The 26,918-nt window shown below is 32.1% G+C and carries 22 protein-coding genes; 16 read left to right on the top strand and 6 right to left on the bottom strand.

Going from position 1 to position 26,918, the window contains the following annotated elements; all coding sequences use genetic code 11:
• Positions 1–189: 189 nt before the first annotated feature.
• Entirely contained in the window at positions 190–546 is a 357-nt protein-coding gene (gene folB, locus KQA_RS0212975; RefSeq protein WP_010181822.1) for a dihydroneopterin aldolase, read from the bottom strand.
• Positions 547–698: 152 nt separating this feature from the next.
• Complete coding sequence (locus KQA_RS0212970) at positions 699–1,556, bottom strand: hypothetical protein (protein ID WP_010181821.1); 858 nt, start codon at positions 1,554–1,556, stop codon at positions 699–701.
• Positions 1,557–1,728: 172 nt separating this feature from the next.
• Here KQA_RS0212970 and KQA_RS0212965 point away from each other — a divergent pair, with 172 nt between their 5' ends.
• Positions 1,729–3,759 carry a glutamine--tRNA ligase/YqeY domain fusion protein gene (locus KQA_RS0212965; protein WP_010181818.1) on the top strand — a complete coding sequence of 677 codons (2,031 nt, stop codon included), beginning with the start codon at positions 1,729–1,731 and terminating at the stop codon, positions 3,757–3,759.
• A 186-nt stretch (positions 3,760–3,945) separates the two neighbouring features.
• Here the strand turns inward: KQA_RS0212965 and KQA_RS0212960 are convergent, their stop codons facing one another.
• Positions 3,946–4,500 (bottom strand): hypothetical protein, encoded by a 555-nt coding sequence (locus KQA_RS0212960; RefSeq protein ID WP_029209591.1) that lies wholly within the window; start codon positions 4,498–4,500, stop codon positions 3,946–3,948.
• A gap of 71 nt (positions 4,501–4,571) precedes the next feature.
• Positions 4,572–5,378, bottom strand: coding sequence for a hypothetical protein (locus tag KQA_RS0212955; RefSeq protein ID WP_010181815.1), 807 nt, complete (start codon positions 5,376–5,378; stop codon positions 4,572–4,574).
• Between the two features lie 443 nt (positions 5,379–5,821).
• Here KQA_RS0212955 and KQA_RS0212950 point away from each other — a divergent pair, with 443 nt between their 5' ends.
• Genes KQA_RS0212950 through KQA_RS0212940 form a run of 3 tightly spaced genes read left to right on the top strand, consistent with a single transcriptional unit; the run spans position 5,822 to position 7,207 of the window.
• Positions 5,822–6,283 (top strand): hypothetical protein, encoded by a 462-nt coding sequence (locus KQA_RS0212950; RefSeq protein ID WP_010181814.1) that lies wholly within the window; start codon positions 5,822–5,824, stop codon positions 6,281–6,283.
• Positions 6,276–6,707, top strand: a complete 432-nt coding sequence (locus KQA_RS0212945) for a GNAT family N-acetyltransferase (protein ID WP_010181813.1) — start codon at positions 6,276–6,278, stop codon at positions 6,705–6,707. Before KQA_RS0212950 ends, KQA_RS0212945 begins: the two co-directional genes overlap by 8 nt.
• Positions 6,708–6,733: 26 nt before the next feature.
• Complete coding sequence (locus tag KQA_RS0212940) at positions 6,734–7,207, top strand: LSm family protein (RefSeq protein WP_010181812.1); 474 nt, start codon at positions 6,734–6,736, stop codon at positions 7,205–7,207.
• A gap of 165 nt (positions 7,208–7,372) precedes the next feature.
• Here KQA_RS0212940 and KQA_RS0212935 read toward each other — a convergent pair whose 3' ends face one another.
• Positions 7,373–8,371 carry an SPFH domain-containing protein gene (locus tag KQA_RS0212935; RefSeq protein WP_010181811.1) on the bottom strand — a complete coding sequence of 333 codons (999 nt, stop codon included), beginning with the start codon at positions 8,369–8,371 and terminating at the stop codon, positions 7,373–7,375.
• A 274-nt stretch (positions 8,372–8,645) separates the two neighbouring features.
• Positions 8,646–10,157, bottom strand: a complete 1,512-nt coding sequence (gltX, locus tag KQA_RS0212925) for a glutamate--tRNA ligase (protein ID WP_010181809.1) — start codon at positions 10,155–10,157, stop codon at positions 8,646–8,648.
• 188 nt (positions 10,158–10,345) lie between these two features.
• Between gltX and KQA_RS0212920 the strand changes: the two genes are divergently transcribed.
• From KQA_RS0212920 to purD, 12 genes are all read left to right on the top strand, one after another.
• On the top strand, positions 10,346–13,987 hold the full coding sequence (locus tag KQA_RS0212920; protein ID WP_010181808.1) for a DUF4175 family protein: 3,642 nt from the start codon (positions 10,346–10,348) through the stop codon (positions 13,985–13,987).
• Positions 13,988–14,004: 17 nt separating this feature from the next.
• On the top strand, positions 14,005–14,424 hold the full coding sequence (ybeY, locus tag KQA_RS0212915; protein WP_010181806.1) for an rRNA maturation RNase YbeY: 420 nt from the start codon (positions 14,005–14,007) through the stop codon (positions 14,422–14,424).
• 132 nt (positions 14,425–14,556) lie between these two features.
• A complete protein-coding gene (gene mnmG, locus KQA_RS0212910; RefSeq protein ID WP_010181804.1) occupies positions 14,557–16,428 on the top strand; it encodes a tRNA uridine-5-carboxymethylaminomethyl(34) synthesis enzyme MnmG in 1,872 nt (623 codons plus the stop codon).
• 21 nt (positions 16,429–16,449) lie between these two features.
• The gene (locus KQA_RS0212905) at positions 16,450–17,031 is read left to right on the top strand and encodes a hypothetical protein (protein ID WP_010181802.1); all 582 of its coding nucleotides are present in this window, start codon (positions 16,450–16,452) and stop codon (positions 17,029–17,031) included.
• 368 nt (positions 17,032–17,399) lie between these two features.
• Positions 17,400–18,227 carry a class I SAM-dependent methyltransferase gene (locus KQA_RS0212900; RefSeq protein ID WP_010181801.1) on the top strand — a complete coding sequence of 276 codons (828 nt, stop codon included), beginning with the start codon at positions 17,400–17,402 and terminating at the stop codon, positions 18,225–18,227.
• 362 nt (positions 18,228–18,589) lie between these two features.
• Complete coding sequence (locus KQA_RS0212895) at positions 18,590–19,462, top strand: M23 family metallopeptidase (RefSeq protein ID WP_010181799.1); 873 nt, start codon at positions 18,590–18,592, stop codon at positions 19,460–19,462.
• Positions 19,463–19,466: 4 nt separating this feature from the next.
• Positions 19,467–20,963, top strand: a complete 1,497-nt coding sequence (locus tag KQA_RS0212890; RefSeq protein ID WP_010181797.1) for a GH3 auxin-responsive promoter family protein — start codon at positions 19,467–19,469, stop codon at positions 20,961–20,963.
• A gap of 14 nt (positions 20,964–20,977) precedes the next feature.
• Positions 20,978–22,654 carry a DUF6909 family protein gene (locus tag KQA_RS0212885; protein ID WP_010181795.1) on the top strand — a complete coding sequence of 559 codons (1,677 nt, stop codon included), beginning with the start codon at positions 20,978–20,980 and terminating at the stop codon, positions 22,652–22,654.
• Between the two features lie 194 nt (positions 22,655–22,848).
• A complete protein-coding gene (locus tag KQA_RS0212880) occupies positions 22,849–23,856 on the top strand; it encodes a UDP-glucuronic acid decarboxylase family protein (RefSeq protein ID WP_010181793.1) in 1,008 nt (335 codons plus the stop codon).
• Positions 23,857–25,209: an exopolysaccharide biosynthesis polyprenyl glycosylphosphotransferase gene (locus tag KQA_RS0212875; RefSeq protein ID WP_010181791.1), complete on the top strand. Its 1,353-nt coding sequence runs from the start codon at positions 23,857–23,859 to the stop codon at positions 25,207–25,209.
• A gap of 32 nt (positions 25,210–25,241) precedes the next feature.
• Positions 25,242–25,586: a DUF1801 domain-containing protein gene (locus KQA_RS0212870; protein ID WP_010181789.1), complete on the top strand. Its 345-nt coding sequence runs from the start codon at positions 25,242–25,244 to the stop codon at positions 25,584–25,586.
• 54 nt (positions 25,587–25,640) lie between these two features.
• A complete protein-coding gene (purD, locus tag KQA_RS0212865; protein ID WP_010181787.1) occupies positions 25,641–26,912 on the top strand; it encodes a phosphoribosylamine--glycine ligase in 1,272 nt (423 codons plus the stop codon).
• The last annotated feature ends 6 nt before the right edge of the window (positions 26,913–26,918 follow it).

The raw sequence follows: 26,918 nt of genomic DNA, 5'->3' as shown, positions 1-26,918 counted from the left end.
GCTTAGCCACTCGGCCACGACACCCTTTAACAGGAGGGCAAATATAATATAATTTTGCAGTATTTAGCAAAAACTAAATAATCATTATTATATAAATTATGTTAAATATTTAATTAATTTAAAATAAGTCTTTGTAAAATTACTTTTATAAACTGTTTCGTTTTAATTTTTTATAAAAATAAAAGATACTTATCTAGTTTTAGATCGCTCTATAGTAACCATTTGCACATCGCCACCAATAGGAGGATTTATTTTAGAAACAGCTACAGTAGCTTGAGTAACTAAAATAAGCTCATTAAAAATACGATTTAGAATACGTTCTGCCACATGTTCTAATAATTTGGAGCGTATAGCCATTTCTTCTTTAATAATTAAATTAAGGTGTACGTAATCAACAGTATCAGTCAATTCATCACTTTGTGCCGATGCATTTAAATTGGCAGTAACAGTTAAATCAACACGGTAATCAGAACCTATTTTAGATTCTTCAACCAAACAACCATGATTGGTATGTATTTTTATGTTATGAAGTTTTATTATTCCCATCTAATAAATATTATAAAAATTAAAATTATAGTGTGTTAGCCACAAATACAAAGTTTTATACTAATAATTACTGTTAAGTAATTGAATCACAATTATATTTTGTTAAAAAGTGTTCTATTACAAAAAATGATAGTTTGTCAACCAACAACCAATTATTTCTTTTTAATTTTTGATGCTTTCGTTAAATTAAAGATCCCACCAAAAACAATATTTCTTTGAAAGAAAAAGAAACTTTGACTAGCCTTATCAGCGCTTGAAAGTGTTGTTCTAATACTAGGCATGTTAATATAACCACTTTTAAATTCGGTTTGAACAAAAAAGCGTTTAAAAAAAGTAACATTTAATCCAACAATAGCATCAATACCAAAACCAGAAACATGAAAATCATCATACCTGGGTTTATTAATAAGGGTAGCATTGGTTTTTGGATATAAAATACCAGCTCCTAAACCACCTGTTAAATTTAAGCTTACTTTATTTAAATTTAAAATTTGATCGGATCTACGAATTTCAAAATTCACAAAATTTAAACCATCGGTGTGTTCAAATTCTAAAAAGCCTTCTTGAATAGTAATGTCATCGTTGCTATAAACACCATCATAAATAGTTTCTGTACCATTGATAGCTCCAGCAATTTTTACACGTTGATTTTGTTGAACCACATATTTCATATGATCAATACCAAATGAAATATCCCAGTTATCTTTAAAATAATATCCAATTCTAAAATTGTACTGTGGTATGGTTATAGATCCTGGATTAAAATACTTACCTACACTAAATTTTGTTTGTCTATCCTTACCTACAACATCCTTTAATTCAAAGTTATACTCGTCACCTTCAAATTTAATAGTTGATTTTGAATAGGAGGCACCATTCCACCCCCAATAGAAATACAATTTCCCTTTGCGAGTATTTTCATTTTTAAGGGGAATATTTTGAGAGAAACTATTTACAGTAAACAATAGTAAACTACAATTAACTATTAATTTTATCGATAATTTATTCATTTAAAAGATGTTATGGTATTTTAAACCTAAAAAAACAAGCGGCAAAAATACAATAATTCACCGTAGGAACACATTAAAATTTGATACTTTATAAAAGGGTGAATTTTTGATAAAAATGGAGTAATGTGAGCGTTCAAATTTTAATAACTTTACGCTTTAAATTATATCGCATATGTCAGAGCATAAATCATTAAATTTTATAGAACAGATTATCGAAGAGGATTTAAAAAATGGCTATTCTCAGGATGAATTGCGTTTTCGTTTTCCGCCAGAGCCTAATGGTTATTTACATATTGGTCACACCAAAGCTTTAGGAATTAGTTTTGGTATGGGTGAAAAATATAATGCTCCTGTAAACCTTCGTTTTGATGATACTAATCCTGCCAAAGAAGAGCAAGAGTATGTGGATGCTATTAAAAAAGATGTAAGTTGGATGGGATACAAGTGGGATAAAATATGTTATTCTTCTGATTATTTTCAGCAATTATATGATTGGGCTGTTCAATTAATTAAAAACGGAAAAGCCTATGTGGATTCGCAGTCAAGTGAAGCCATGGCGGAGCAAAAAGGAACACCAACGCAACCTGGAGTTGCTGGACCTTACAGAAATCGTTCGGTAGCAGAAAATTTACAGCTTTTTGAAAAAATGAAAGCCGGTAAATATAATGAGGGAGAACATATTTTAAGAGCAAAAATTGATATGGAATCACCGAATATGTTAATGCGTGATCCATTAATGTATCGTATTTTAAAAAAAGAACATCACCGTACGGGTAATGATTGGTGTATTTACCCAATGTATGACTGGACGCATGGCGAGAGTGATTATATTGAAGAAATTACACATTCATTATGTTCATTAGAATTTAAGCCACATAGAGAGCTTTACAATTGGTTTTTAGAACAAATTGACACCAAGCATCGTTTACCTAAACAACGTGAATTTGCAAGGCTTAATTTAAACTATACGGTAATGAGCAAGCGTAAATTATTACAGCTTGTTGAAGAAAATATAGTATCTGGTTGGGATGATCCTCGTATGCCTACCATTTCGGGTTTACGTAGACGAGGTTATACGCCAAGAGCTATTAGAAACTTTGTAGAAACAGTTGGGGTAGCTAAACGTGAAAATGTTATTGAATTATCACTTTTAGAATTTTGTATTAGAGAAGATTTAAATAAAACCGCCACCCGTGTTATGGGAGTTTTAGATCCCGTAAAGTTAATCATAACTAATTATCCTGAAGGAAAAGAAGAACTATTAGTAGCAGAAAACAATCCCGAGGATTCCAATTCAGGTACACATCAAGTTCCTTTTTCAAGAGAATTATATATTGAACGTGAAGATTTTAAAGAAGCAGCAAATAGTAAATATTTCCGTTTAAGTTTAGGTAAAGAGGTACGTTTAAAAAGTGCTTATATCATTAAAGGAGAATCAGTACTAAAAGATGCTCAAGGGAATATTATCGAAATTCATTGTACTTATGATCCCGAAAGTAAATCGGGTAGTGGGAGTGAGGCTTCATTACGTAAAGTGAAAGGAACCTTACATTGGGTATCTATAGCCCATGCTATTCCTGCCGAAATACGTGTTTATGATCGTTTATTTACCGATGAAGCACCAGATTCACATAAAGATAAAAGCTTTATGGAATTTGTAAACAAAGCTTCTTTGAAAACAGTAAATGCTTTTGTGGAACCGTATTTAAAAAATGCTGAGTTGGGATCACATTTTCAGTTTCAGCGTTTAGGATATTTTACTTTAGACTTAGATACTTCTGCAGCAGCATTAGTATTTAATAAAACAGTTGGTTTAAAGGATAGTTGGGCAAAACAAAAGCCAAAACAGCCACAAAACCAAGTTCAAAATGCGCAACAGAATAAAGGAGGTCAGGCAAAAAACCCAATGAGTGAAATTCAAAAATTAGGTAAAAAGTATACCAACCTTCCGGTAGAAAAACAACAAGTAACTAAAGCTAAAATTAAAGAATTAGCAAAGGAAGTAGCCTATGATGATTTTGCTCCATTGTTTGGAACAGCTAAAAAGAAAGTAGGTACGCGTATTGCTGCTATGCTTATCTTGGGTATTTATGCCAAGGAAAATAAGATTAATGACAATGCTAAAAACTTTATTAAAGAAGCCTTAGAGGACAAAAATGATTTGTTAGTTAGTGAAGCGAGATTGTTAGAGAATTTGATTTAAAAGTATTTTGTTTTACAGCTTAAAAAGATTTATTGGGTTATTAAGAAGAAATGTCTATACTTATTTTGGTATTAAGATAGGAGAGGAACTAGTTGGATTCACTAGAGATAGACACTACTACTAAATTATATGGTTGAAAAGAGTTGTAGTAGATAATGTGGTAGTGTCTTAAAATGATACTAAATACTATACTTCAATATCAGTACATATAATTTGATGTTTGGTAACTTTGTTATCTTGCTCTATTATTAGTATTAAATTATAAAATTGATCGTTATTTTCTAGTAATTTTAGTTCCATTTTATTTAAGCATCGGATTTCTTTAAAATCTATACTAGATAATTCTACTTGTTTAAAACATGCATAAATGGATCTATTTTCATTATCAAAAGTGATTAAACTTATATTATTTTTATTACTGTATGTATTTGCTTCTTTATTAATTTTTAAGGATTCAAAAGGGCCATTTTTAAATATTTGATTAAATTTTTCAATTTCTTGATTAATATTTATTTCAACATTAAGTGGTATAGTAAAATTATTCTCTTCTATCCATTGTTGAAATTGTTTTAAAGAGGTTATGTTTATTATACTACTTTTATTAATGATATTTATTTTTTTTCCTAGTTTAAGGTGATGTTTAATTTCTTTAATTCTATTTTCGGCCCATTGGTATGAAGCTTGGGTGTCTTCCATAAATGCATTTTGAATATCTTGCAGGAATACTATGGTCATATTCATATTATAATTTTATTTGTTAGTTAATCTAACCTCATTTTGTATCAAAATGAGGTTAGATTAACTTTTAATTCTTAATAAAGTGTTCCAGTAGCGGAATTATAATTTCTTTTTATTCGATCTTTCCATAATTTTCTTTTTTCTAGTCTTAAATGATGTTGGTAGTCCTCTCCGAACCATTTTCCAGTAGTACGTTTCCAATCATTACCTTTGGTCACAGTATAACTTCTTCTTCCATTACCAAATCTTGGTATCATCCATCTATCATTATTTCTACTAGCTCGGTATCCATGAATATGTTCTAATACCCATACTTCTTTACCAAAACCTGTTAATTTTCCATTTGACTGATATAAATGTCTAAAACTTGATGCTACAGCAATTTCTCTAGGACTTCCTCCTATTCCAAATGCTGCTTGGTTTAGCCAAGCCATATTCACAGTCCAAAAAAAATGGCCAGGTATATATCTTCCATTAATAGTACTTGCTCTATTGAATAGAGCTTCAGAATCATTTAAAACCTGGTAATTTTGCCTATGAGGTAGACGAAAAATAGAATACATATATTTATTTTTAGGATATCGAAAATCACTAATTAAGTTTTTCATATCTCTATTGTAGCTACCAATAATGTGTGTTCCTTTCTTATGAACAAATCCTCTAAATACATGTCCAGACGAAGTTCGTCTATCACTTTTTCCTGGTCCTGTTCTAGCAAGTTTACTGATATCATTTAAAGTACTTTCAGATTCATTTAAACTGGATTGATTTATAAGTTCTTTATTACTTAATTCAATATTTGATAGATCTTCTTTTTCACAACTAAATAGGAGTCCAATAGTAAGTATTAATGTTCCTAATAAATTAAATTGTTTCTTCATTTTTATATTTTAAAAATTAATTAAGTTCTAGCGCTAGTGGTTAATGTATACATGTTTTAAACGTTCGTATTTAAGTTTACCCTACCCCTTTTGTTCCTTAATTTTTAAAATTTATTAGTCTATTTATGATCAATCAAGAGAAAAACAACCAGTTATTAAATTTAAAATTAAAGAATTAGCAAAGGATGTAGCTTATGACGAACTTGAGCCTTTATTTGCTATTAAATATAAAGTAAGTATGCGTATTGCAATAATGTTAATATTTGTTTAATATTTAGCAAATAATTTAATAATTGATGTTATTAAATAGTTTATTGATGAATCTTTAGACGTTAATAATTAATTATTAGTTACAGAAGTTAAAGCAGTAAGGAGTTAAGTATTTTTATATTTGTATTTAAATAGATTATTCTTGTAAATTGGATTCATAAAATTTGTTTACTATGGGAAAGTACATACTAATATTAACATTTTTAATGGCTTTTTTTAGTACTGATGTATTTTGTCAGAAGCAAATTTTAAAATTAACTAGTCATAATGCTGTTAGGGAAATTATTTTCGAAGAAGGAGATCGGGTAAGAGTAAAATCTAGTTCAGGAAAAAAATTTGTTGGTAGAATTTTATTTATTGATAATACATCCATATCCCTAAAAGGAAAAGTAATTGAAATTAAAGACATAGAAAAAATTAAGAAAAATCCTTTGTTAGTGACGGTACCCTCAAGTATTATTTCATTTTCGGCAATAGGAGCAGGTTTTTTGTTTGGTGCTAATAGTCTAGATTCTGATATTCTTCCCTATGTAGGATTATTATCTGCAGGTTCAATGTTTGCTTTTTATGCCCCATTAAATCCATTAAAAGGATATAAAAGTGTTGATTATAAAATAAAAATTACCAATGAGTAGCAAAACACCAAATGTTAGATTATTAGCTATAACCGATATTGATAAAATGATCCCTTTAGCATTACAATTGGGTGATTATAATGAGGAACAAATACGTACTTATATTAATGAAATGTTTGCCTATGGAAATTATGTATGTTTTGGTTTTTTTGTATCCAATGAACTTATTGGATTAACAAGTGGCTGGACCACTACTAGGTTCTATTGTGGTAAACAGCTCGAAATTGATAATGTAGTGATTGATGCCAAACATCAATCAAAAGGATATGGTCGTATTTTTGAGTCGGAAATAAAAGCTTGGTGTTTTGAAAGGGGCTATGATACTATTGAATTAAATTCCTATGTATTTAATTCTCGTTCTCATAAATTTTATTTTAATCAAGATTATAAAATAATAGGCTATCATTTTCAGAAGAAATTATAGATATTTTATTTAAATTATTAATCAAAATGGAAAGAGTATTAGTTTTTAGCTTTTTATTTATAAGCTTTATTATGAGTGCTCAGGAACGGGTATTATCGGTTACTAATGAAATTAAGAATAAAACCATTGAAATAAAGGAGGGTAAGCGTATCCGTGTTAAAACATTCGATGGAAAAAAAATATCAGGACGTTTAAAGTTTGTTGATGCACATACCATTATGATAAAGAAGACTAAAATTCCATTGACTCAAATAAAAAAAATAAAAAAGAATCCTCTACTAATGACAGTTCCAATGAGTACATTTTTTGGCACTCATGCCATTTATAGTGGTGTTGGTGGATTAATTTTGGTTGCTCAAACACCATTTTTAGCTCCTATATTGTTTTTTACAATTCCTACAGGTGCAATACTAGGATATATAGCAATGAAGCCCCCAAATATATTAAAGGGATATAAGGCTTCAAAAAAATGGAAATATCAAATTAATTTAAATAATTAAAAATGATGAAAATTTATAATTGATAAGATAATCTTATTAAAAAAGACTTCGATAAATCCATTATATTTAATGATTTTTTAAAAGTGAATAAAACATATTATCATAAAATGAAACCCGCTTAAATTAGTGTTTAAACGGGTTTTTTGGTTTTTTTATAATTAGGTGTTAAATTCCAGTATCTGGTGAACCAAAATCATCATTTTTTGGTTTACGTTTTGTGGTTGATTTTTTGTTTGTGATGCCTTTGGCAGCATTTTGTTCCTTCATAGCTTCTCCAATTTGATTGGAAGCCGTAAATGAAGCAATCATATTATTTAACATATCGCTACCAGCTTGTGGTGAGTTGGGTAATAAAATTAAATTGCTTCCAGTATGTTCACCAATAGATTGTAAGGTATCATAATGTTGAGTAACTACAATTAGGGCAGAGGCTTCCTGGCTATTAATACCAACATTGTTCAATACATCAACAGATTCTTCTAATCCACGCGCAATTTCTCTACGTTGATCGGCTATACCTTGTCCTTGTAAACGCTTACTCTCAGCTTCAGCCTTAGCTTTTTCTACAATTAAAATACGTTGCGCATCACCTTCGTATTGTGCCGCAATTTTTTCACGCTCAGAAGCGTTTATACGGTTCATAGCTTCTTTTACTTGTTCATCCGGGTCAATATCGGTAACTAAGGTTTTAATAATATCATAACCATAATCCATCATGGCATCATTAAGTTCGCCTTTAACGGCAATGGCAATATCGTCCTTACGTTCAAATACATCATCTAATTTCATTTTTGGAACTTCAGCACGAACTACATCAAAAACATAGGAGGTGATTTGATCGTGTGGGTAATCTAGTTTATAAAAAGCTTCATATACTTTTTCTTTAATAACCTTAAATTGTACAGATACTTTAAGTTTAACAAAAACATCATCTTTTGTTTTAGTTTCAACAATTACATCCAATTGCTGAATTTTTAAACTTAAGCGTCCAGAAATTTTATCAATTAAAGGGATCTTAAAATGTAAACCAGACTGTCGAATGCTATGAAATTTACCAAAGCGTTCAATAATGGCAGCGGTTTGTTGTTTCACGGTGAACACTCCTGCAGCAATAAGTACTACAAGTAAAAAAATGACAATGGGTAAAAATGGAATGCCAAACATAGTGGATTGATTTTAGTTTATAATTAGTGCCATTAAGATACAAAAAAAGAGGCATTGCCTCTTTTTAATTATCATGATTTAGATTGTATCTTTTTTTCCAAATCTTTTACTCGATTTTTATTCCGTTTATCCACAAGTGATGCCACTGCCCAAATAGAAGCTGGAATCCAGCCTATAAGTGTTATTTGTAGTAATAAGCATAAAATCCCAGTAAGTATTTTACCGCGTAACATAAAAGATAATCAGGGGAGGAGTACGGCTAATAAAATCATAATTATAAGTTTTTTATAGCATTTTCAAGTCTATTAATAGTCTCATTTTGACCAAGCATAGCAGCAATTTCATACACATCAGGTCCCATAAGTGAACCTACTAAAGCCAAACGTAATGGCATCATTACTTTTCCAAAACCAATCTCCTTGCTTGTAATCCAAGCTTTAATTTCTGTAGTAGCATTTGCTGCAGAAAAATCAGTAATAGTTTTAATCTTTTCAACAAGTTCTTGCATTAATTCGGCAGTACCTTCTTTCCAAGTTTTTTTGGCTGCTTTTGGATCATATGTGGTAGGTGCTTCAAAAAAGAACTTTCCTAAATCATATAAATCAGCAGGGAAAATGGCACGCTCTTTTAGCATGCTCACTATTTTTTCTAGTGGAAGCGATGTGGTAATTCCTTTATTAGTTAAAATAGATTCAAAAGCTTTGGCTAAATCAACATCATTTTGTTGTTGTAAATACTGTTGTTGGAACCACTTGTTTTTTTCTGGATCAAATTTAGCCCCAGATTTATTCACACGTTTTAAATCAAAAGCTTCAATTAATTCCGATAAGCTAAAAATTTCTTGTTCTGTACCAGGGTTCCAACCCAGTAGCGCTAAAAAGTTGACTACTGTTTCTGGATAAAAACCAGCTTCTCTATAACCAGAGGATACCTCGTTAGTTTTAGGATCTGTCCAGTTTAATGGAAATACTGGAAAACCTAATTTGTCTCCATCACGTTTACTTAATTTTCCTTTTCCTACAGGTTTAAGTAATAAGGATAAATGTGCAAATTTTGGAGCTTGCCATTCAAATGCTTTGTACAATAAAATGTGTAATGCCATGGAGGGTAACCATTCTTCACCACGGATTACATGAGTAATTTCCATTAAATGATCGTCTACAATATTGGCTAGGTGATAGGTAGGCATCCCATCACTTTTAAACAATACTTTATCGTCTAATACATTGGTGTCAATGGTAATTGTTCCACGTATTTCATCGTGCATTTCTAAAGTTTTTCCTTCGGGTGTTTTAAAACGAATCACATAAGGGTCACCAGCTTCAATTTTCGCCTGAGTTTCTTCTGCCGAAAGGCTTAATGAATTTTTAAGCTTTAAACGATTATGCCAATTATAAATAAATGTTTTACCCTTAGCTTCATGATCTTTTCTGTGGGAATCTAATTTATCGGAAGTATCAAAAGCATAATAGGCATTACCCTTAGCAATTAACTTATCGGCATATTGCTTGTACAAACTTTTGCGCTCGCTTTGTTTATAGGGACCAAATTTTTCATTTTTCCCAGGGCCTTCATCATATGATATACCACACCAATCCAAAGCTTCTCTTATATAATTTTCCGCGCCTTCAACAAAACGAGTCTGATCGGTATCTTCAATACGCAAAACAAAAGTTCCGTTGTGTTTTTTAGCAAATAGATAATTATATAAAGCAGTACGTAAGCCTCCAATATGTAAAGGTCCAGTTGGACTAGGAGCAAAGCGAACTCTAACGGGTGTAGACATAATAAAAGTTTTTTGGCAAATATACTATAGTTGTGTTAATTGATAGGATTTGAAATGAAACAATTAAAGCCTTTTTAAGGCTTTATTTTATGACATATTTAAGGGTTTTAAGGTGTCTTTAAAGTGAGTTTTCATTTTTTCCATGTTCTAAGCTTATTTGTGTAAATTTATAGTTCTAAGAATTTTGTATGTCAGATAATTTAAATATCATTCTTAAAAAGCTTACTAGCTTTATTAAGCGTTATTATATTAACGAATTAATCAAGGGAACACTCCTTTTTTTAGCCATTGGTTTGGTCTACTTTTTAGTAGTGTTATTGTTGGAAAATTTCCTTTGGTTGTCCACTCAAGGTAGAAGAATTTTGTTTTGGACTTTTATTGGAATAGAAGCGCTTTTGTTTGTCAAATTTATTGGGATATCATTAGCCAAATTAGCAAAATTTGGAAAGCGTATTTCAAGTATTGAAGCCTCTAAAATTATAGGAAATCATTTCCCGGAAATAAAGGACCAGTTAGTCAACCTACTTCAGTTAAGTTCCAATGATCAAAAATCGGAATTGCTCGAAGCTAGTATTGAACAAAAGTCTGCACAATTATCACCCATACCATTTAATTTGGCGATCAATTTTAAAAAGAGTTTTTCATATGCCAAATATGCTTTAATTCCAGTGGTAGCTTTTTTACTTTTCACTTTAGTGAATGGTAAAGATTGGTTTGGGAAAAGTTTAACACGCGTAGTGAATTACAATACGGCATATGAACCGCCAGCGCCGTTTCATTTTAAAATTTTAAATGAATCCATTTCTGTAATACAGCAACAGGATTTTACCTTAAATGTAACTACTCAAGGAAGCATAGTGCCAAATCAAGTAGCTATTAATTATCAAAACGAAACCTATTTTTTAAAGAAAAACGCCCATAACCAATTTTCATATACGTTTAAAAACCCTATTAGTGATATTCCTTTTAAGTTAACTTCGGGGGACCAAAGTAGTAGAGCGTATAATTTATTAGTTAATGCTGCACCGAGTATTAATAAATTTAAAATGATTGTTAAACCTCCTTTACATGTAAAGCAAAAACAAAAAACCTATGACAATACTGGTAATGCTATAGTTGCGGAGGGTTCAAAAATAAGTTGGTATATACGTTCGGTTAATGCTAATAATGTTCGCTTTACAGCAGAAGAAAAGCAGGAGCGTTTTAATAAGAATTCAGCCGATTTTAATTTTGAAAAACAAATTTCGAATGTGTTGGATTATCAAATCACCACTTCAAATAAGCATGTCGATGAATATGAAAAATTAGCATTTTCAATTGACGTGATTAAGGATAAAAATCCAAGTATAACTGTAGAGTCAGCTATTGATACTACTAAAATAAATACGCAATTATTTTATGGGCAATTATCAGATGATTATGGGTTACGTAAATTAGAAGTGGTATATTTTAAACAAGATGATCCCGAGCAAATAAAGCGTTTTGGGTTGGCTATTCAAAAAGGCATATTTTCTGATTTTACGTATCAATTTCCAAACCAGTTAAACTTAGAGGATGCTACAAGTTATTCTTTTTATTTTGAAGTTTTTGATAATGATAGCTTCAATGGATCAAAATCTAGTAAAAGCCAAACCTTTAATTACAGAAAATTATCAAAGGTAGAAGCAGAACAATCGGAGTTTAAAAATGAACAACAACAACTAGATCAGTTTTCAAAATCATTAGATCAATTTCAAAAGTCTGATTTAGATTTAGAATCTTTTTCCAAACTACAAAAGCAAAAGAATTCACTTTCGTTTAAAGAAAAACAGAAGTTGTCTGATGTGTTAGAAAAACAATCCAAACAACAAAAATCCTTAGATAAGCTTTCAGAAAAATTAAAGAAAACACTGGATAAATTAGATGAGAATAAAAATTCTGAAGCCATTAAAGAACAGCTTGAACGTACTAAAAAGGAGCTAGAAAAGAATAAAAAATTAATTGATGAAATTAAAAAAGCCTTAGAAAAATTAACCCCTAAAGAACTTCAAGAAAAAGTAGATGAATTACAAAAGGATAATAAAAAACTTAAAAAGAATTTAAGTCAAATATTAGAATTAACTAAACGCCATTATGTAATTGATAAGCATCAACGTATTGTTCAAATGCTGGAATTACTTTCGGAAAAAGAATCAAAACTAGCTGATAGTGCAGATCCTTTAAAGAAAGAAAAGCAAGAACAGATTAATAATGAATGGAACATTATTCAAGATGAATTAAATGATTTAAGAAGACATAATCTGGAGTTAAAAAAGCCAATGAAGTTAGATGATGATCCTGCTTATGAAGAAGCGATTAAAAAAGAATTAAAAGGAGCGCTTAATGAATTGGATAAAAATAATAATTCAGAAGCCACTAAAAAGCAGAAAACGGCAGCAACTATGCTTAAAAATTTAGCAGATAAAATGTCTTCTGAAGCTGGTGGAGGCGGAGGTGGAATGGAACAGCTTGAAGAAGATTTAGAAATGCTAAGGCAGATATTGGATAATTTGGTATTGTTTTCTTTAAATCAAGAAGACACCATGAATTCATTTAAAAAGAGTACATCCAATGATCCTGATTATTCAAACTATGTACGTAGGCAAAATGTGTTGCGGGAACATTTTAAACATATTGATGATAGTCTGTTTGCAGTATCATCCCGTAATCCAAAAATGGGAATTGAAATAAATGATTTAATATCAGATATTGATTATGATATAGGCTTAGCCTTAGACAGAATAACAGATAACCATACAGGCCAAGGAGTGACAAGTTTACAATTTGCTGTAACACATTCGAATGATTTAGCGCTATTATTATCTAAGTCATTGCAAGAAATGGATCAACAATCTAAGCCAGGTAAGCAGGGCGAAGGAAAGAAAAAGAACAAAGGATTTCAATTACCCGACATTATTAAAAAACAAGAATCTTTAAATAAAGCCATAGAGCAGATGCTAGAGTCTAAACAAAAGCAAGCAGGAGATTCTAAAAAAGAACAATCCGGTGGAGAAAAAAAACCGGGTGATAAAGGAGAATCCGGTGACAAAGGTAAACAAGGAAAGGAAGGCGATAAGGGAGAAGAAGGCAATAAAGGAAAAGATGGAAAATCTGGCGAGAATGGCGAAAAAGGAGAGAATGGAAAATCAGGTAAGGGTGAAGGTAAAGGTGGCCAAGGCGAAGGTGAAAATGGGCAGGGTAAAGGTAAAGGCAAAAATGGAAAAAAAGGAAGTGAAGCTGGGGAAGGTAAGGAAGGTCAAAATGGTGAAGATGGACAAAAGGGGAATGGTGAAAAAGGAGATAAAGGCGATGGAGAGAATGGTAAAAACGGAAAAGGAAAAGATGGAAAGAAAGGTAAAGGTACAGGAGGTAATGCAGAAGAAGGGGAGCAAGGAGATGATGAATCCGATTATGAACAATTATTTGAAATATACAAGCAACAGCAAGACCTAAGAAATCAGCTTGAAGATAAAATGCGAGAGGATGGTATTGTGCCAAATGAAAAAAGAATTTTGGATCGAATGGAGCAAGTGGAAGATGACTTATTAGAACGAGGATTTACCGAAGAAACCATGAAACGAATGATAGATTTAAAACATCAATTATTCAAATTAGATAAAGCGCAATTTCAGCAAGGAAAGGATAATAAGCGGAAGAGTACTACAAATAAAAAAGAATTTGAAGCTACAAAAGTAAGTACACCAGAACAGATAAAACAATATTTTAATACTACTGAAATATTAAATAGACAAGTACTACCTTTGCAGCCTGAATTTAAGAAGAGAGTGCAAGAATATTTTCTTGATAAGTAATTAGTATACAGTACAAAATGATAGTATTTAATTTTAACGATGTAGGCTTTGATTTTAGTGAATATGAACACAGAACTTGGTTACAAAAGGTAATTAATTCTGAAGGTAAAAATGAAGGAGAGATTAATTATATATTTTGTACTGATGAGTATTTGCTTGATTTAAATAAACAATTTTTGGATCATGATACATTAACAGATATCATCACTTTTGATAATTCTTTAGGTTCATTGTTAGGAGCAGATATATTTATATCAACCGAAAGAGTTGCAGACAATGCTAAAGATTTTAAGGTTAGTTTTGATGAAGAGTTAAGCCGTGTGCTTGTACACGGAGTACTTCATTTATGTGGTTATAAAGATAAGACAGATTCAGACCAAGAGCTAATGACTAATAAAGAAGATGAAAAGATGCATATGTTCCACGTGGAACTATAGTAATTTTCATTCTAATAATACAATGTGTTCCACGTGGAACACATCGAAATTTTAATACAACATATAACGTTCCACGTGGAACGTTTTTATAGAATATCAAGGCCACGTTCCACGTGGAACAATATATAAATTATGTTTGGACAAGAGTATGATGTAATAGTAGTTGGTGCTGGTCACGCAGGGAGTGAAGCAGCAGCAGCAGCAGCAAATATGGGATGTAGTACTTTGTTGATTACAATGAACCTGCAGAACATTGCTCAAATGAGTTGCAACCCTGCTATGGGAGGTATAGCAAAAGGACAGATTGTAAGAGAGATTGATGCCATTGGTGGATACAGTGGAATCATTAGTGACCTATCGGCAATCCAGTTCAAAATGTTGAACAAGTCAAAAGGCCCTGCTATGTGGAGTCCACGTGTGCAATCCGACAGAATGCGTTTTGCCGAGGAGTGGCGATTGAAATTAGAGGCCACCGAAAACTTAGATTTCTTTCAAGAGATGGTTTCTGGTTTGATTATCGAAAATGGAAAGGTGTGCGGCGTTAAAACTACACTCGGGATTGAAGTTAGAGCAAAGTCCGTAGTATTGACTAATGGTACTTTTTTGAATGGTCTTATTCATATTGGAGAAAAGCAATTTGGCGGAGGTAGAGCAGGTGAAAGAGCAGCTACAGGAATTACTGAGCAATTAGTTGACTTAGGTTTTGAATCGGGTAGAATGAAAACCGGAACCCCTCCGCGAGTGGATGGTCGTTCTTTGGATTTTTCTAAAATGATCGAACAGCCAGGTGATGCGAATCCTGAAAAATTTAGTTATTCAAATGCCACAGCGGTTTTAAAAGAACAACGCTCATGTCATATGACCTACACTTCAAACCTAGTACATGATTTATTACGCGAAGGCTTTGATCGTTCACCAATGTTCAACGGTGCTATTAAAAGTTTAGGGCCGCGTTATTGTCCATCCATTGAAGATAAAATAAATCGTTTTGCAGATAAGGACCGTCATCAATTATTTGTTGAGCCCGAAGGTTGGAATACTTGTGAGGTATATGTAAATGGTTTTTCAACATCTTTGCCCGAGGATGTACAATTTAAAGCCTTACGTTCGGTAGTTGGTTTTGAAAATGTAAAATTCTTTAGACCGGGCTATGCTATCGAATATGATTATTTTCCGCCAACACAGTTAACACATACTTTAGAAACTAAATTAATTTCGGGGCTATTTTTTGCTGGTCAAATTAATGGAACTACAGGTTATGAAGAAGCAGCTTCTCAAGGCTTAATGGCAGGGATTAATGCTGCGTTAAAAGTAAAAGAACAATATCCATTTATATTAACGCGTAGCGAAGCTTATATAGGTGTTTTAATTGATGATTTAATTACAAAAGGAACCGAAGAACCTTATCGTATGTTTACCTCACGTGCAGAGTATCGCACTTTGCTTAGACAGGACAATGCAGACTTCCGTTTAACGCCATTATCTCATAAAATAGGATTAGCGTCCGAGGATAGATTACGAGCTATGGAAACAAAGCAAAATAAATCTAATGACTTTATAAGTTTTCTGAAAAAGACAAGTATTTCGGAAAAAGATGCTAATCCAATTTTAGAAGAAAAAGGATCTTCGGTAATGAAGCATAGCGATAAAATATTTAAAGTACTGTCGCGTCCGCAGATTGCTTTATCCGATATAAGTCAAGTTGGTATTATAAAAGAGTATATAAAAGAAAATGAATTGAATCAAGAAATTCTTGATCAAGCAGAAATTCAAGTGAAGTATTCGGGCTATATAGATAAGGAAAAAAATAATGCAGATAAATTGTCGCGTTTAGAGCACGTAAAGATTCCTGCAGATTTTGATTACAAAAAATTAAAATCCTTATCCTACGAAGCGGGGGAGAAGATGAGTAAAATACGTCCTGCAACTATTGCACAAGCTTCACGAATTAGTGGAGTATCTCCGAGTGATATTTCGGTATTATTAGTGTATTTGGGGAGGTAGGTTTAAATTAAAAACTTTTAAATGAAACTTGAGCAAAAAAGAGGAGGTAATAAAAAAGTATTTGAGTTAAGAAACAACAACGAACTTTTTATTAAAGAAAAAACGCTATCAGGTATTGAAGAATGGTCCCTATATATTGAAGAGATAGGAAACAGAAAATTTGTAAAAATACATTCGAGGAAAATGTTAAATGTTATAGGTTTTATATTCGTTTTTATTTCTGTTTTATTTTTTTTAGGAATTTTCTTTGCAAAAGAAGGAGAAATAAATAATGTTGTTTGGGTATTAGGTTTTTTGTTTTCTTTGGCTATGGGTTTTGTTTGTTTTAAAGCACCAATGGATGATAAATTAATTTTAGAAGGAGGGAAACGAGATGTTCATTTTTTTTTAGATGTACCATCAAGAAATGAAGTAGAAAAATTTGCTGATGTTTTGTTGTATAAATCTAAAGAAAAAATAATTTGGTTGTATTCTAGGATTGACTCTGAAATACCAGAACAACAGTATATAGATCAGTTAAGTTGGTTATTAAATAATAGATATATTGATGAAATAGAATATACTAAAAAAAAAGAAGCATATAAGACCTCAAAGTTATTATAGTTATTTCCAATTTGTTTATATGAGTCGTACTTATTAAAATCTAAGGATTAGATTCTAACCATAATTAGATGTAAAAATTAATATCAAAATTAGATATGAGTAGTAGGATGTAAATGTGTAATTCTAGTTTTTACAGTAAAAACTTATGTATCTTCAAATAGATTAAAGTTATTTTAGTAGATGGAATAGAAGGATATGTTTCAGAAAATTTAACCTCAAATATAATTTCTACAGAAATATCTATTATTAATGTGGATGGAAAATGGAAAGTCATTTTAATTTCACGTAACAAAAATTGCTAAAATTCCTCCATAATTTTACATTCGTACTTTATAATTCCAAAAATAGTTCCACGTGGAACACAACACATGAATCGTATAAAAACCAAAGATTTTTCAATTTCTCAGGAGGACTTCGAATTAGTATATAATGAGAAGTACGATTTGTATAAAACCTTACCCATTCCTGAAAATTTAGAAAGTTATTACGAAAGCGAGGATTATATATCGCATACCGACTCCAAAACAAGTTTAATAGATAAACTATATCAAGCAGTAAAAACAATTACTATTGAAAGTAAAACAAGCTTACTTTCAACAATAGTAGAAGGATCGAATAGATCCATTTTAGATATTGGTTGTGGAACAGGATCACTGTTACAAAATTTAAAAACAAATTCGTGGAATGCTAAAGGCATTGAGCCCAATGAAGGAGCTAGGGCTAGAGCAGTGGAAAAAGGAGTGACTTGTTTTTCGAATAGTGAACAACTAAACGAAAAATTTGATGCACTAACGATGTGGCATGTATTGGAACACGTGCCTAATCTCGAAATTCAGTTTAATGAATTTAAGCGTTTGTTAAAACCAAATGGAAAAGTAATTATTGCTGTTCCCAATTTTAAAAGTTACGATGCTTCCTTTTATGGAAAATTTTGGGCTGCTTTTGATGTTCCTAGACATATTTGGCATTTTTCTGAAAAGGCGATCTCAAAATTAGCCGCAGAACATCATTTTAAATTGGTACAAACAAAACCGATGTGGTTCGATGCTTTTTATGTTTCCTTACTTTCTGAAAAGTATAAATACAAAAAAGTAAATTATTTGCGCGCTTTTGGTGTGGGTGTACTTTCTAACCTAAAAGCAATCAAAAATGGAGAGTTTTCTTCAAAAATTTACATTTTAGAAGCTAAAAACTAAAATAAAGCGATTTAAGAGACTTTTAAGTCGTACAATGTCTAATTATATTGAAGATTTTTTTTTCTGCAGCAGCAAATACCTATGAAAGCCATTTTTAATTAGGAATAACTATTGTTATTTAATTTTAGAATAATAAATTCTTATATTTAATTTTTAGTCACTTTTTTATAAAAAAGGCGTCTTTTTTCAAGATGAATAAAAAATCCAGCTTGTAATAATTAGGTGTTGAATTTTAAAAAAAAATTGTAGAACAAGGAATGTGCATTCATAAATTTTAAAAGAGTTAAAAAATCTTTAGTTTCCTGTTACGCCTTATCGAAATGAAAAAACAAACTTATGTATATTTGTGATCTATATAACCAATGGAAGCACTAAACAAAAAAAAAGGAAAAATAGCTACAAAATTACTGAACAAGTATCGTTTGGTAATTTTGAATGAAAATACATTTGAGGAACAAGTTTCATTTAAGTTGACACGACTAAATGTATTTGTTTTGGTAATGATAACTTCGTTGTTGTTAATTACAGGGACTATTTTTTTAATTGCCTTTTCTTCGTTGCGTGAATATATTCCTGGATATTCTTCTTCTGAATTATCCGAAAAAGCAAATAGATTGGCTTACGAAACAGATTCCATTTTAGACGAAGTTCGTTACAACGAAAAGTATTATGAATCCATAAAAAAAGTATTGACAGGTCAAGTTTCGGCTGAAACCTTTAATAAAGATTCTGTGGATAAGGATATTAAAAAGGAACTTTCTTCGGTAAATTTAAAACCATCAGCTCAAGATATTGAACTGAGAAAAGAGGTAGAGAGGAAAGAAAAATATGCAGTTAAAAATGCCAGTGATTTAGATCAGGAATTTTTATTTATTCCTCCAGTTAAAGGTTCTGTGACCAGTAAATTTAACTACAAATTAAAACATTATGCAGTTGATATTGCGGTAGCAAAGGACACACCGGTAAAGGCTGCTGGACATGGAGTAGTCGTGTTTTCGGAATGGACACCCGATACGGGTTATGTATTACTATTAAAGCACAAATCGGGCTTACTTTCGGTATATAAGCACAACGCAAAATTGCTTAAAAAACAAGGGGATATAGTAATAGCTGGTGAGGTAATTGCTGTTGCCGGTTCAACGGGTGAGCTAAGTACCGGTCCACATCTTCATTTTGAACTTTGGGACAAAGGACAAGCATTAAATCCTGCCGATTATATTGATTTCGAAAAATAATTTTATGTCAGTAAAAGCATTTGCAGCTAAGTTATTTGCTAAAAAAATTCAACGTAAAGTTGATCAATGGGCTAAAAACCCAATAGAAACTCAAGATAAAGTATTCCAATACCTTATTGAGACAGCCAAAAACACAGTTTTTGGTCAGGATCATCAATTTTCGGAGTTAAAATCACATCAGGATTTTGTAGCTAAAGTACCTATTCGAGATTATGAGGCCTTACGCCCTTATGTAGATCGTATGGTAGCGGGGGAATCGGATATTTTATGGCCACAAAAACCTTTGTATTACGCTAAAACTTCGGGAACAACAAGTGGGGCAAAATACATTCCAATAACGCACGAGTCTATGCCAACGCATACAGAAGCGGCTAGGAATGCGATTTTGAGTTATATTAATGAAACTGGTAAAGCTGATTTTGTAGATAACAAGATGATTTTTTTACAAGGGAGTCCCGAATTATCTGATAAAAATGGAGTGCATTTGGGCCGATTATCGGGCATAGTAGCACATTATATTCCTAGATATTTACAAAAAAATAGAATGCCTAGTTGGGAAACCAATTGCATTGATGATTGGGAGCAAAAAGTGGAAGCTATTATTGATGAAACTTTGCCAGAACAAATGGGAATCATAAGTGGAATACCTCCATGGGTGCAAATGTATTTTGAACGCATTGTTGAACGTACAGGGAAGCCTATTAAGGAAGTTTTTCCAGACTTTCAACTCTTTATATACGGCGGAGTTAATTATGAGCCGTATAGGGCTATTTTTGAGAAACTCATTGGTAAACGTATACCAAGTATTGAATTATATCCCGCATCCGAAGGTTTTTTTGCTTATCAAGACCAACAAAATAAGCAAGGAATGTTGCTTCAACTCAATTCGGGAATATTTTATGAGTTTGTAAAAGCAGCTGAATTTTTTAATGATAATCCAACAAGAATTACCATTAAAGATGTTAAGGTTGGTGTGAATTATGTAATGTTAATTTCAACCACTGCAGGGCTATGGTGTTATAATATTGGAGATACCGTAAAATTTACGGAAACAGCACCATATCGTATTGTAGTTTCGGGCCGAATTAAACATTTTATTTCAGCTTTTGGTGAGCATGTTATTGGTAAGGAGGTAGAAGAGGCCTTGCAGGAAGCAAGCTTAAAAACAAGTCACGTTATACAGGAGTTTACGGTGGCTCCGCAGGTAAACCCAACCGAAGGTTTGCCTTATCATGAATGGTTTATTGAGTTTGCGGAAACGCCTAATGATATAAAAGCTTTAGCGCATGAAATTGATTTAAATTTACAAGAACAAAACTCGTACTACAAGGATTTGATCACAGGGAAAATTCTTCAGCCATTAAAAATACAGGTGATCCAAACAGGCGGATTTACTAATTATATGAAATCCATAGGAAAATTAGGAGGTCAAAATAAATTACCTAGGTTGTCCAATGATCGTACTATTGTTGATGCACTAGGGGAATTTCACAGCCACTAAAAATGTAACAAAAAATGCAAAACTATATAGCAAAAAATGAGCAAACCAGAGCTCAGGAAAGTACCAATGCCATTGAGCGATTATATATTGGGATGCGTCATTTATTTAATCGTGGGTATTACAAGCCCATGGGAGTTTCGGGTGAAACCTTACGTGAGGCGTTGCTTATTTTGCGTCCTGAAATTTATGGTTCTATTAATGAAGATAAAGTGGAGTTAAATGGATTGCTTTATGTTTTAGACCGCTTACCAGAAGGGATTGAAGAATGTCGTTTTGTAAATTTAACGAGCGAAGAGGGTTATAAAAATGCGCATTTTGAAGTAATTATACCCAAAAAACGACGTCGTAACTGTTACCGTGTTGATGAAGATCAAATGAATATTGAAATTACGCGAGGCCGCTCCGAAATTTATGATATTCTTACGCATTTAACATTCATGTATATGGAGTCGGAAAAAATACGGAAGCAGATTCAACAGGAAGATGATTTATGTTTTACGCGTGATTGGAATAAGTTGGTCAAGTTTGCTGTGCAAAAAACACTTTCTGATAAGGATCGGGATATTGCTATGGCTCATTTAGCGAATATTTTAGGCCGTAGTTTTAATGAAATTATTGAGGTGTATGATAAGTTTGCTAGTCCTCAAAATCCAGATCGATTTATTTATGTCATTTATGGTTTAGGAAAATTGTCATTAGAAGAAGTTACCGAAAAAAATAAACGAGAAATTACGTTTAGTCCGGTATTAAGGGAACGTATAGGGCACCATATTCATTCTTCATTTTGGGCGTATCAAATAAAAAAACGTATTCATAATTTGAATTTATTTGAGCGACCATTGCATATTATTAGTTCAAATATGCATAGTGTAATGAACAGCTTGTTTGCCAAAGAAGCCTTTGGAGTTGAGTATGCCAATAAAACAGACATGGAAATTTATGAGCTGCTGAGTAATGATCAAAGTAAGGACTTACGAAATACAGTAAAGTCATATGCTTTAAAACACGGAATGGTAATGTTAGCCGACAGTAGTAGTTCCCATATTAACGTTCAACTTTTTGATACCAGCAAAATAGCGCATTTACCTACTTACAATGATCCAAAATCCCCCGTAATTTTAGTAATGGATTACGCCTTTGGGGAGCAAGCTTTTGAAGCTATGGATGAGTTATTAAAACCCTATAAAGCACCTAATGAAACTTTATTTTATATGAATGTGGTTTCGGTTTCCATTATGGGAAAAGCGGGTATTTTACAAGGTGGAAAAGGGGATTTAATGATACCAACAGCACATATTTTAGAAGGCACATCGGGCAATTACCCTTTTAAAAATGAACTATCCTTAAAAGATTTTGAAGGGACAGACATTGATTGTTACGAAGGGAGTATGGTCACGGTGTTAGGGACTTCGCTTCAAAATCGTGATTTATTGCAATTTTTTCATGATTCTACCTGGAAGGTGATTGGTTTAGAAATGGAAGGCGCCCACTATCAAAAAGCGATTCAAGCGGCTTCAAAAATTAGAAAAAGTATAATTGAAAATATTCAGGTACGTTATGCTTACTATGCCTCGGATAATCCTTTAGAAACGGGTAGTACTTTAGCCTCAGGTGGCTTAGGAACTTCTGGCGTAAAGCCAACTTATACGATTACCAAAAAAATAATCGAACAAATTTTAGAAACGTCTTGAGTAATATATCTAATTCTAGGAATAGCGTTTTAAAATTTATTACTAGTTGATAATTAATATATTATATTATTTTTTAAAACTTTAAAGGGTGAAATGGGTCAAAAAAACAGCTAAAACAATCCTTTGAAAAAAGCCTGAACAGCTGTAAAGTACACTTAGTTTTTGTATTTTCGGAAAAACAAAAATAATTGTTAATGTCTCAGAGTAAAAAGCGAGTTTTAATTACTGGTGCAGCTGGTTTTTTGGGATCACACTTATGTGATCGCTTTATAAAGGAAGGTTATGAGGTAATTGCCATGGATAACTTTATTACTGGAAGTCATGAGAATATTAAACATTTAGCAGATTATCCCGATTTTACGTTTATAGAGCATGATGTTTGTAACCATATTTCTATTGAAGGAGAGTTAGATTATATTCTTCATTTTGCCTCACCAGCAAGCCCCATTGATTATTTAAAAATTCCTATTCAAACCCTAAAAGTAGGTTCATTAGGTACACATAACTGTTTAGGTTTAGCTTTGGAAAAAGGAGCAACTATTTTAATAGCTTCTACAAGTGAAATTTATGGAGATCCATTAGTGCATCCTCAAACAGAGGATTATTATGGAAATGTAAATTCTGTAGGTCCAAGAGGAGTTTATGATGAAGCAAAACGTTTTCAAGAAGCCATGACAATGGCTTATCATACATTTCATAAAGTACCTGTGCGTATTGCGCGCATATTTAATACCTATGGTCCACGTATGCGATTAAATGATGGTCGTGTAATTCCTGCCTTTATTGGACAAGCCCTACGCGGCGAAGATTTGACCGTATTTGGTGATGGTTCACAAACCCGTTCCTTTTGTTTTATTGATGACCAAGTGGAAGGGCTTTACAGGTTATTACTCTCAGACTATTCTCAACCCGTAAATATTGGTAACCCTTCTGAGATAAGTATACGTGATTTTGCCGATGAAATTATTAGTTTAACAGGTACTACTCAAAAAGTAATTTACAAGGATTTACCTGTTGATGATCCTTTGCAACGAAGACCAGATATTTCTGTAGCTAAAAAAATACTAGGTTGGGAACCTAAAGTGGACAGAACTATTGGCCTACAAAAAACATATGATTATTTTAAGGGATTATCTGCGGAAATGTTGCATAAAAAAGAGCATAAGTCGTTTGATGATTATATAAAAACAAAAAAGCCTTAAATGCCTAAAGCTTTAAAAGGATATTCATTTTTAATACGACCACTAATTGTTTTATTTGATTTGGTGGCTTTGTGTTTTTGTGCTTATTTTTTATTAGGCAAATCGGGTAGTTTATTCTTTTATGCCTATCTTATTTTTGGTTGGTTAGTATCATCAATATGGGTACGTTTTTATAAAGTCTATCGATTTACATCGGTGTTAAAAATTATTCGATTAATAGTAAAGCAAGCATTTCTGCTCATGCTTGTTTTGTATTCGTATTATGGGATTATAAAAAGCAGGACTATTTCGGGAATAGAAACAGTGCTATTTTTAGCTATTACTATTTTAATTATTTCATTATCAAAATTTGCCGTTTATTTTTTGCTTCAAAAATACAGGCAATATTTTGGTGGAAACAAACGTTGGATATTAGTGTTTGGAAGTTCTGCCCAAACACAAGAGTTAATCACTTACTTTGAATCTAAGCCAGAAATGGGGTATTATATTCAAGGGGTATTTGCCGATAGTTTGGACAAAAAAATTGTTGAAGGAATTAAATTTTTAAAGGAAAATAGAATTGATGAGGTGTACTGTGCACTACACGAGGTTTCCAATACAGAGACTAACGAAATTGTAAACTTCTGTGAAAGTAATGGTATTGTATTAAAATTTATTCCAGATGTTGAAAAAGTACCTGTTTCAAATTTAAAAACAGATTACTACGAATACCTTCCAGTATTATCCATTCCAAATATGCCGTTACATGACTCCGCAAACGTTATTGTAAAGCGCTTTATTGATATTGTAATTTCCCTTGTTGTTATTATAGGAATTCTATCTTGGTTGATTCCCTTAATGTATGTAGTCATTAAGTTAGAAAGTAAAGGTCCTTTGTTTTATAGGCATAAACGTAATGGAGTAAATTATGGTGAGTTTATGTGTTATAAATTTAGATCACTTAGTATAGAAGGGAATGAACAACGATTACATGTATCAGAAGCCGATGAGCGTGTAACAAAAGTAGGTCGCTTTTTAAGAAGAACTAGTATTGATGAAATACCACAATTTATAAACGTTTTAAGAGGTGAAATGTCTGTGGTTGGACCTAGACCCCATATTCCAAGATATACGGAAGCATACGCCAAAAAAATAGACAAATACCAGTTTGTTTTTAGGCATTCGGTACGACCAGGTATCACTGGATTAGCACAAATTAAAGGTTACCGAGGCGAAATTAAATCAGATGATGATATTATAAACCGTATCAAATATGATGTTTTTTATATTGAAAATTGGTCCATACTTATGGATATCAAAATTATGTTCGATACGCTTTTGATATTATTAAAAGGGCATGATAAGGCGTATTAGGTAATTGATAGATATTAAAATTGGATAGTGTTATGAAGCCAATAGATAATTTTTATTTTGATAAAGATGAACCTATTAAAAGTTGTTTATTAGCCTTAAAAGAAATTATTTCAAATTACCATACCGAATTTGAGCATAGGTGGTACTATAAACTGCCTTGCTTTATGTATCAAAATCAAATTTTTTGTTATTTGTGGGTCGATAAAAAATCAGGATTTCCATATATCGCTATAGGGAAAGGTATCCATATTACACACCCAGATTTAATTAAAGGAAAAAGAACATTTACATCTCTGTTAATGATACATCCGAATGAGGATATTCCTGTCAAAAAAATTTATGAACTATTTGATCAAGTAATCGCACTTTACAATTGAATACAAATGAGTACTTTTGCATTTTAAAAATAAAAGAACTCCAAAACATTTATAATGAATATTCTTATTGTAGGATCGGGTGGTAGAGAGCACACTTTTGCATACAAATTAGCTCAAAGTGATTTATGTTCAAAATTATTTGTAGCACCAGGAAATGCTGGGACTGCAAGTATGGCCACAAACTTAGACATAAGTGTTACCGATTTTGATAAAATTAAAGAAGTGGTACTTGCTGAAAATATTGAAATGCTTGTCGTAGGACCCGAAGTACCTTTGGTAGCTGGAATTACCGACTTTTTCAAAAAAGATCCTCAATTAGCTCATGTAACAGTGATTGGTCCTTCTGCCGAAGGAGCACAATTAGAAGGAAGTAAAGAGTACGCGAAGGAATTTTTAATGCGTTATAACATTCCAACAGCGGCTTATGAAAGTTTTACAGCTGAAACCGTTGAAAAAGGGCATGCTTTTTTAGAAACATTAAAGGCCCCATATGTATTAAAAGCAGATGGTTTAGCTGCCGGTAAAGGAGTGTTAATTTTAAATGATTTAGACGAAGCTAAAGCTGAATTAACCGATATGCTAACCAATGAGAAATTTGGTGAAGCAAGTCAAAAAGTAGTTATTGAAGAATTTTTAGATGGAATTGAGTTAAGTGTATTTGTGTTAACCGATGGTAAAAATTACATTACATTACCTACAGCTAAAGATTATAAGCGAATAGGTGAAGGAGATACAGGCTTGAATACTGGTGGAATGGGTGCTATATCCCCAGTTCCTTTTGCTAATGATGAATTTATGGCTAAAATTGAAAATAAGGTAATTAAGCCCACAGTAGCCGGTTTAGCAAAAGAGGATATAGATTATAAAGGTTTTATTTTTATTGGTTTAATAAAGGTAGGTAATGAACCTAAAGTAATTGAGTATAATGTACGCATGGGTGATCCTGAAACAGAGGCCGTGTTACCACGTGTTAAAAATGATTTGGTAGACCTATTTGTAAATGTAGGGAATCAAACTTTAGATCAAGTTTCATTGGATTTAGATCCTCGTACTGCAGTAACATTAATGACAGTTGCAGGGGGGTATCCAGAGGCATATAATAAAGGGGATGAAATAACGGGAATTGAAACTATAGAAGATTCCATCGTTTTTCAAGCCGGAACAACACTAAAAGACGGGAAAGTAGTGACTAACGGAGGTCGTGTATTGACAATAACTTCGTTTGGCAATAATTTTAAAGAAGCCTTAGAAGTATCTTATAAAAATGTGAAGAAAGTACAATTTAAAGATATGTATTACCGTACCGATTTAGGTTTCGATTTGTAGTATATA

It is taken from the genome of Aquimarina agarilytica ZC1 (genome assembly GCF_000255455.1).
GTDB lineage: Bacteria > Bacteroidota > Bacteroidia > Flavobacteriales > Flavobacteriaceae > Aquimarina > Aquimarina agarilytica.
This window is presented reverse-complemented; position numbering and strand designations above follow the sequence as displayed.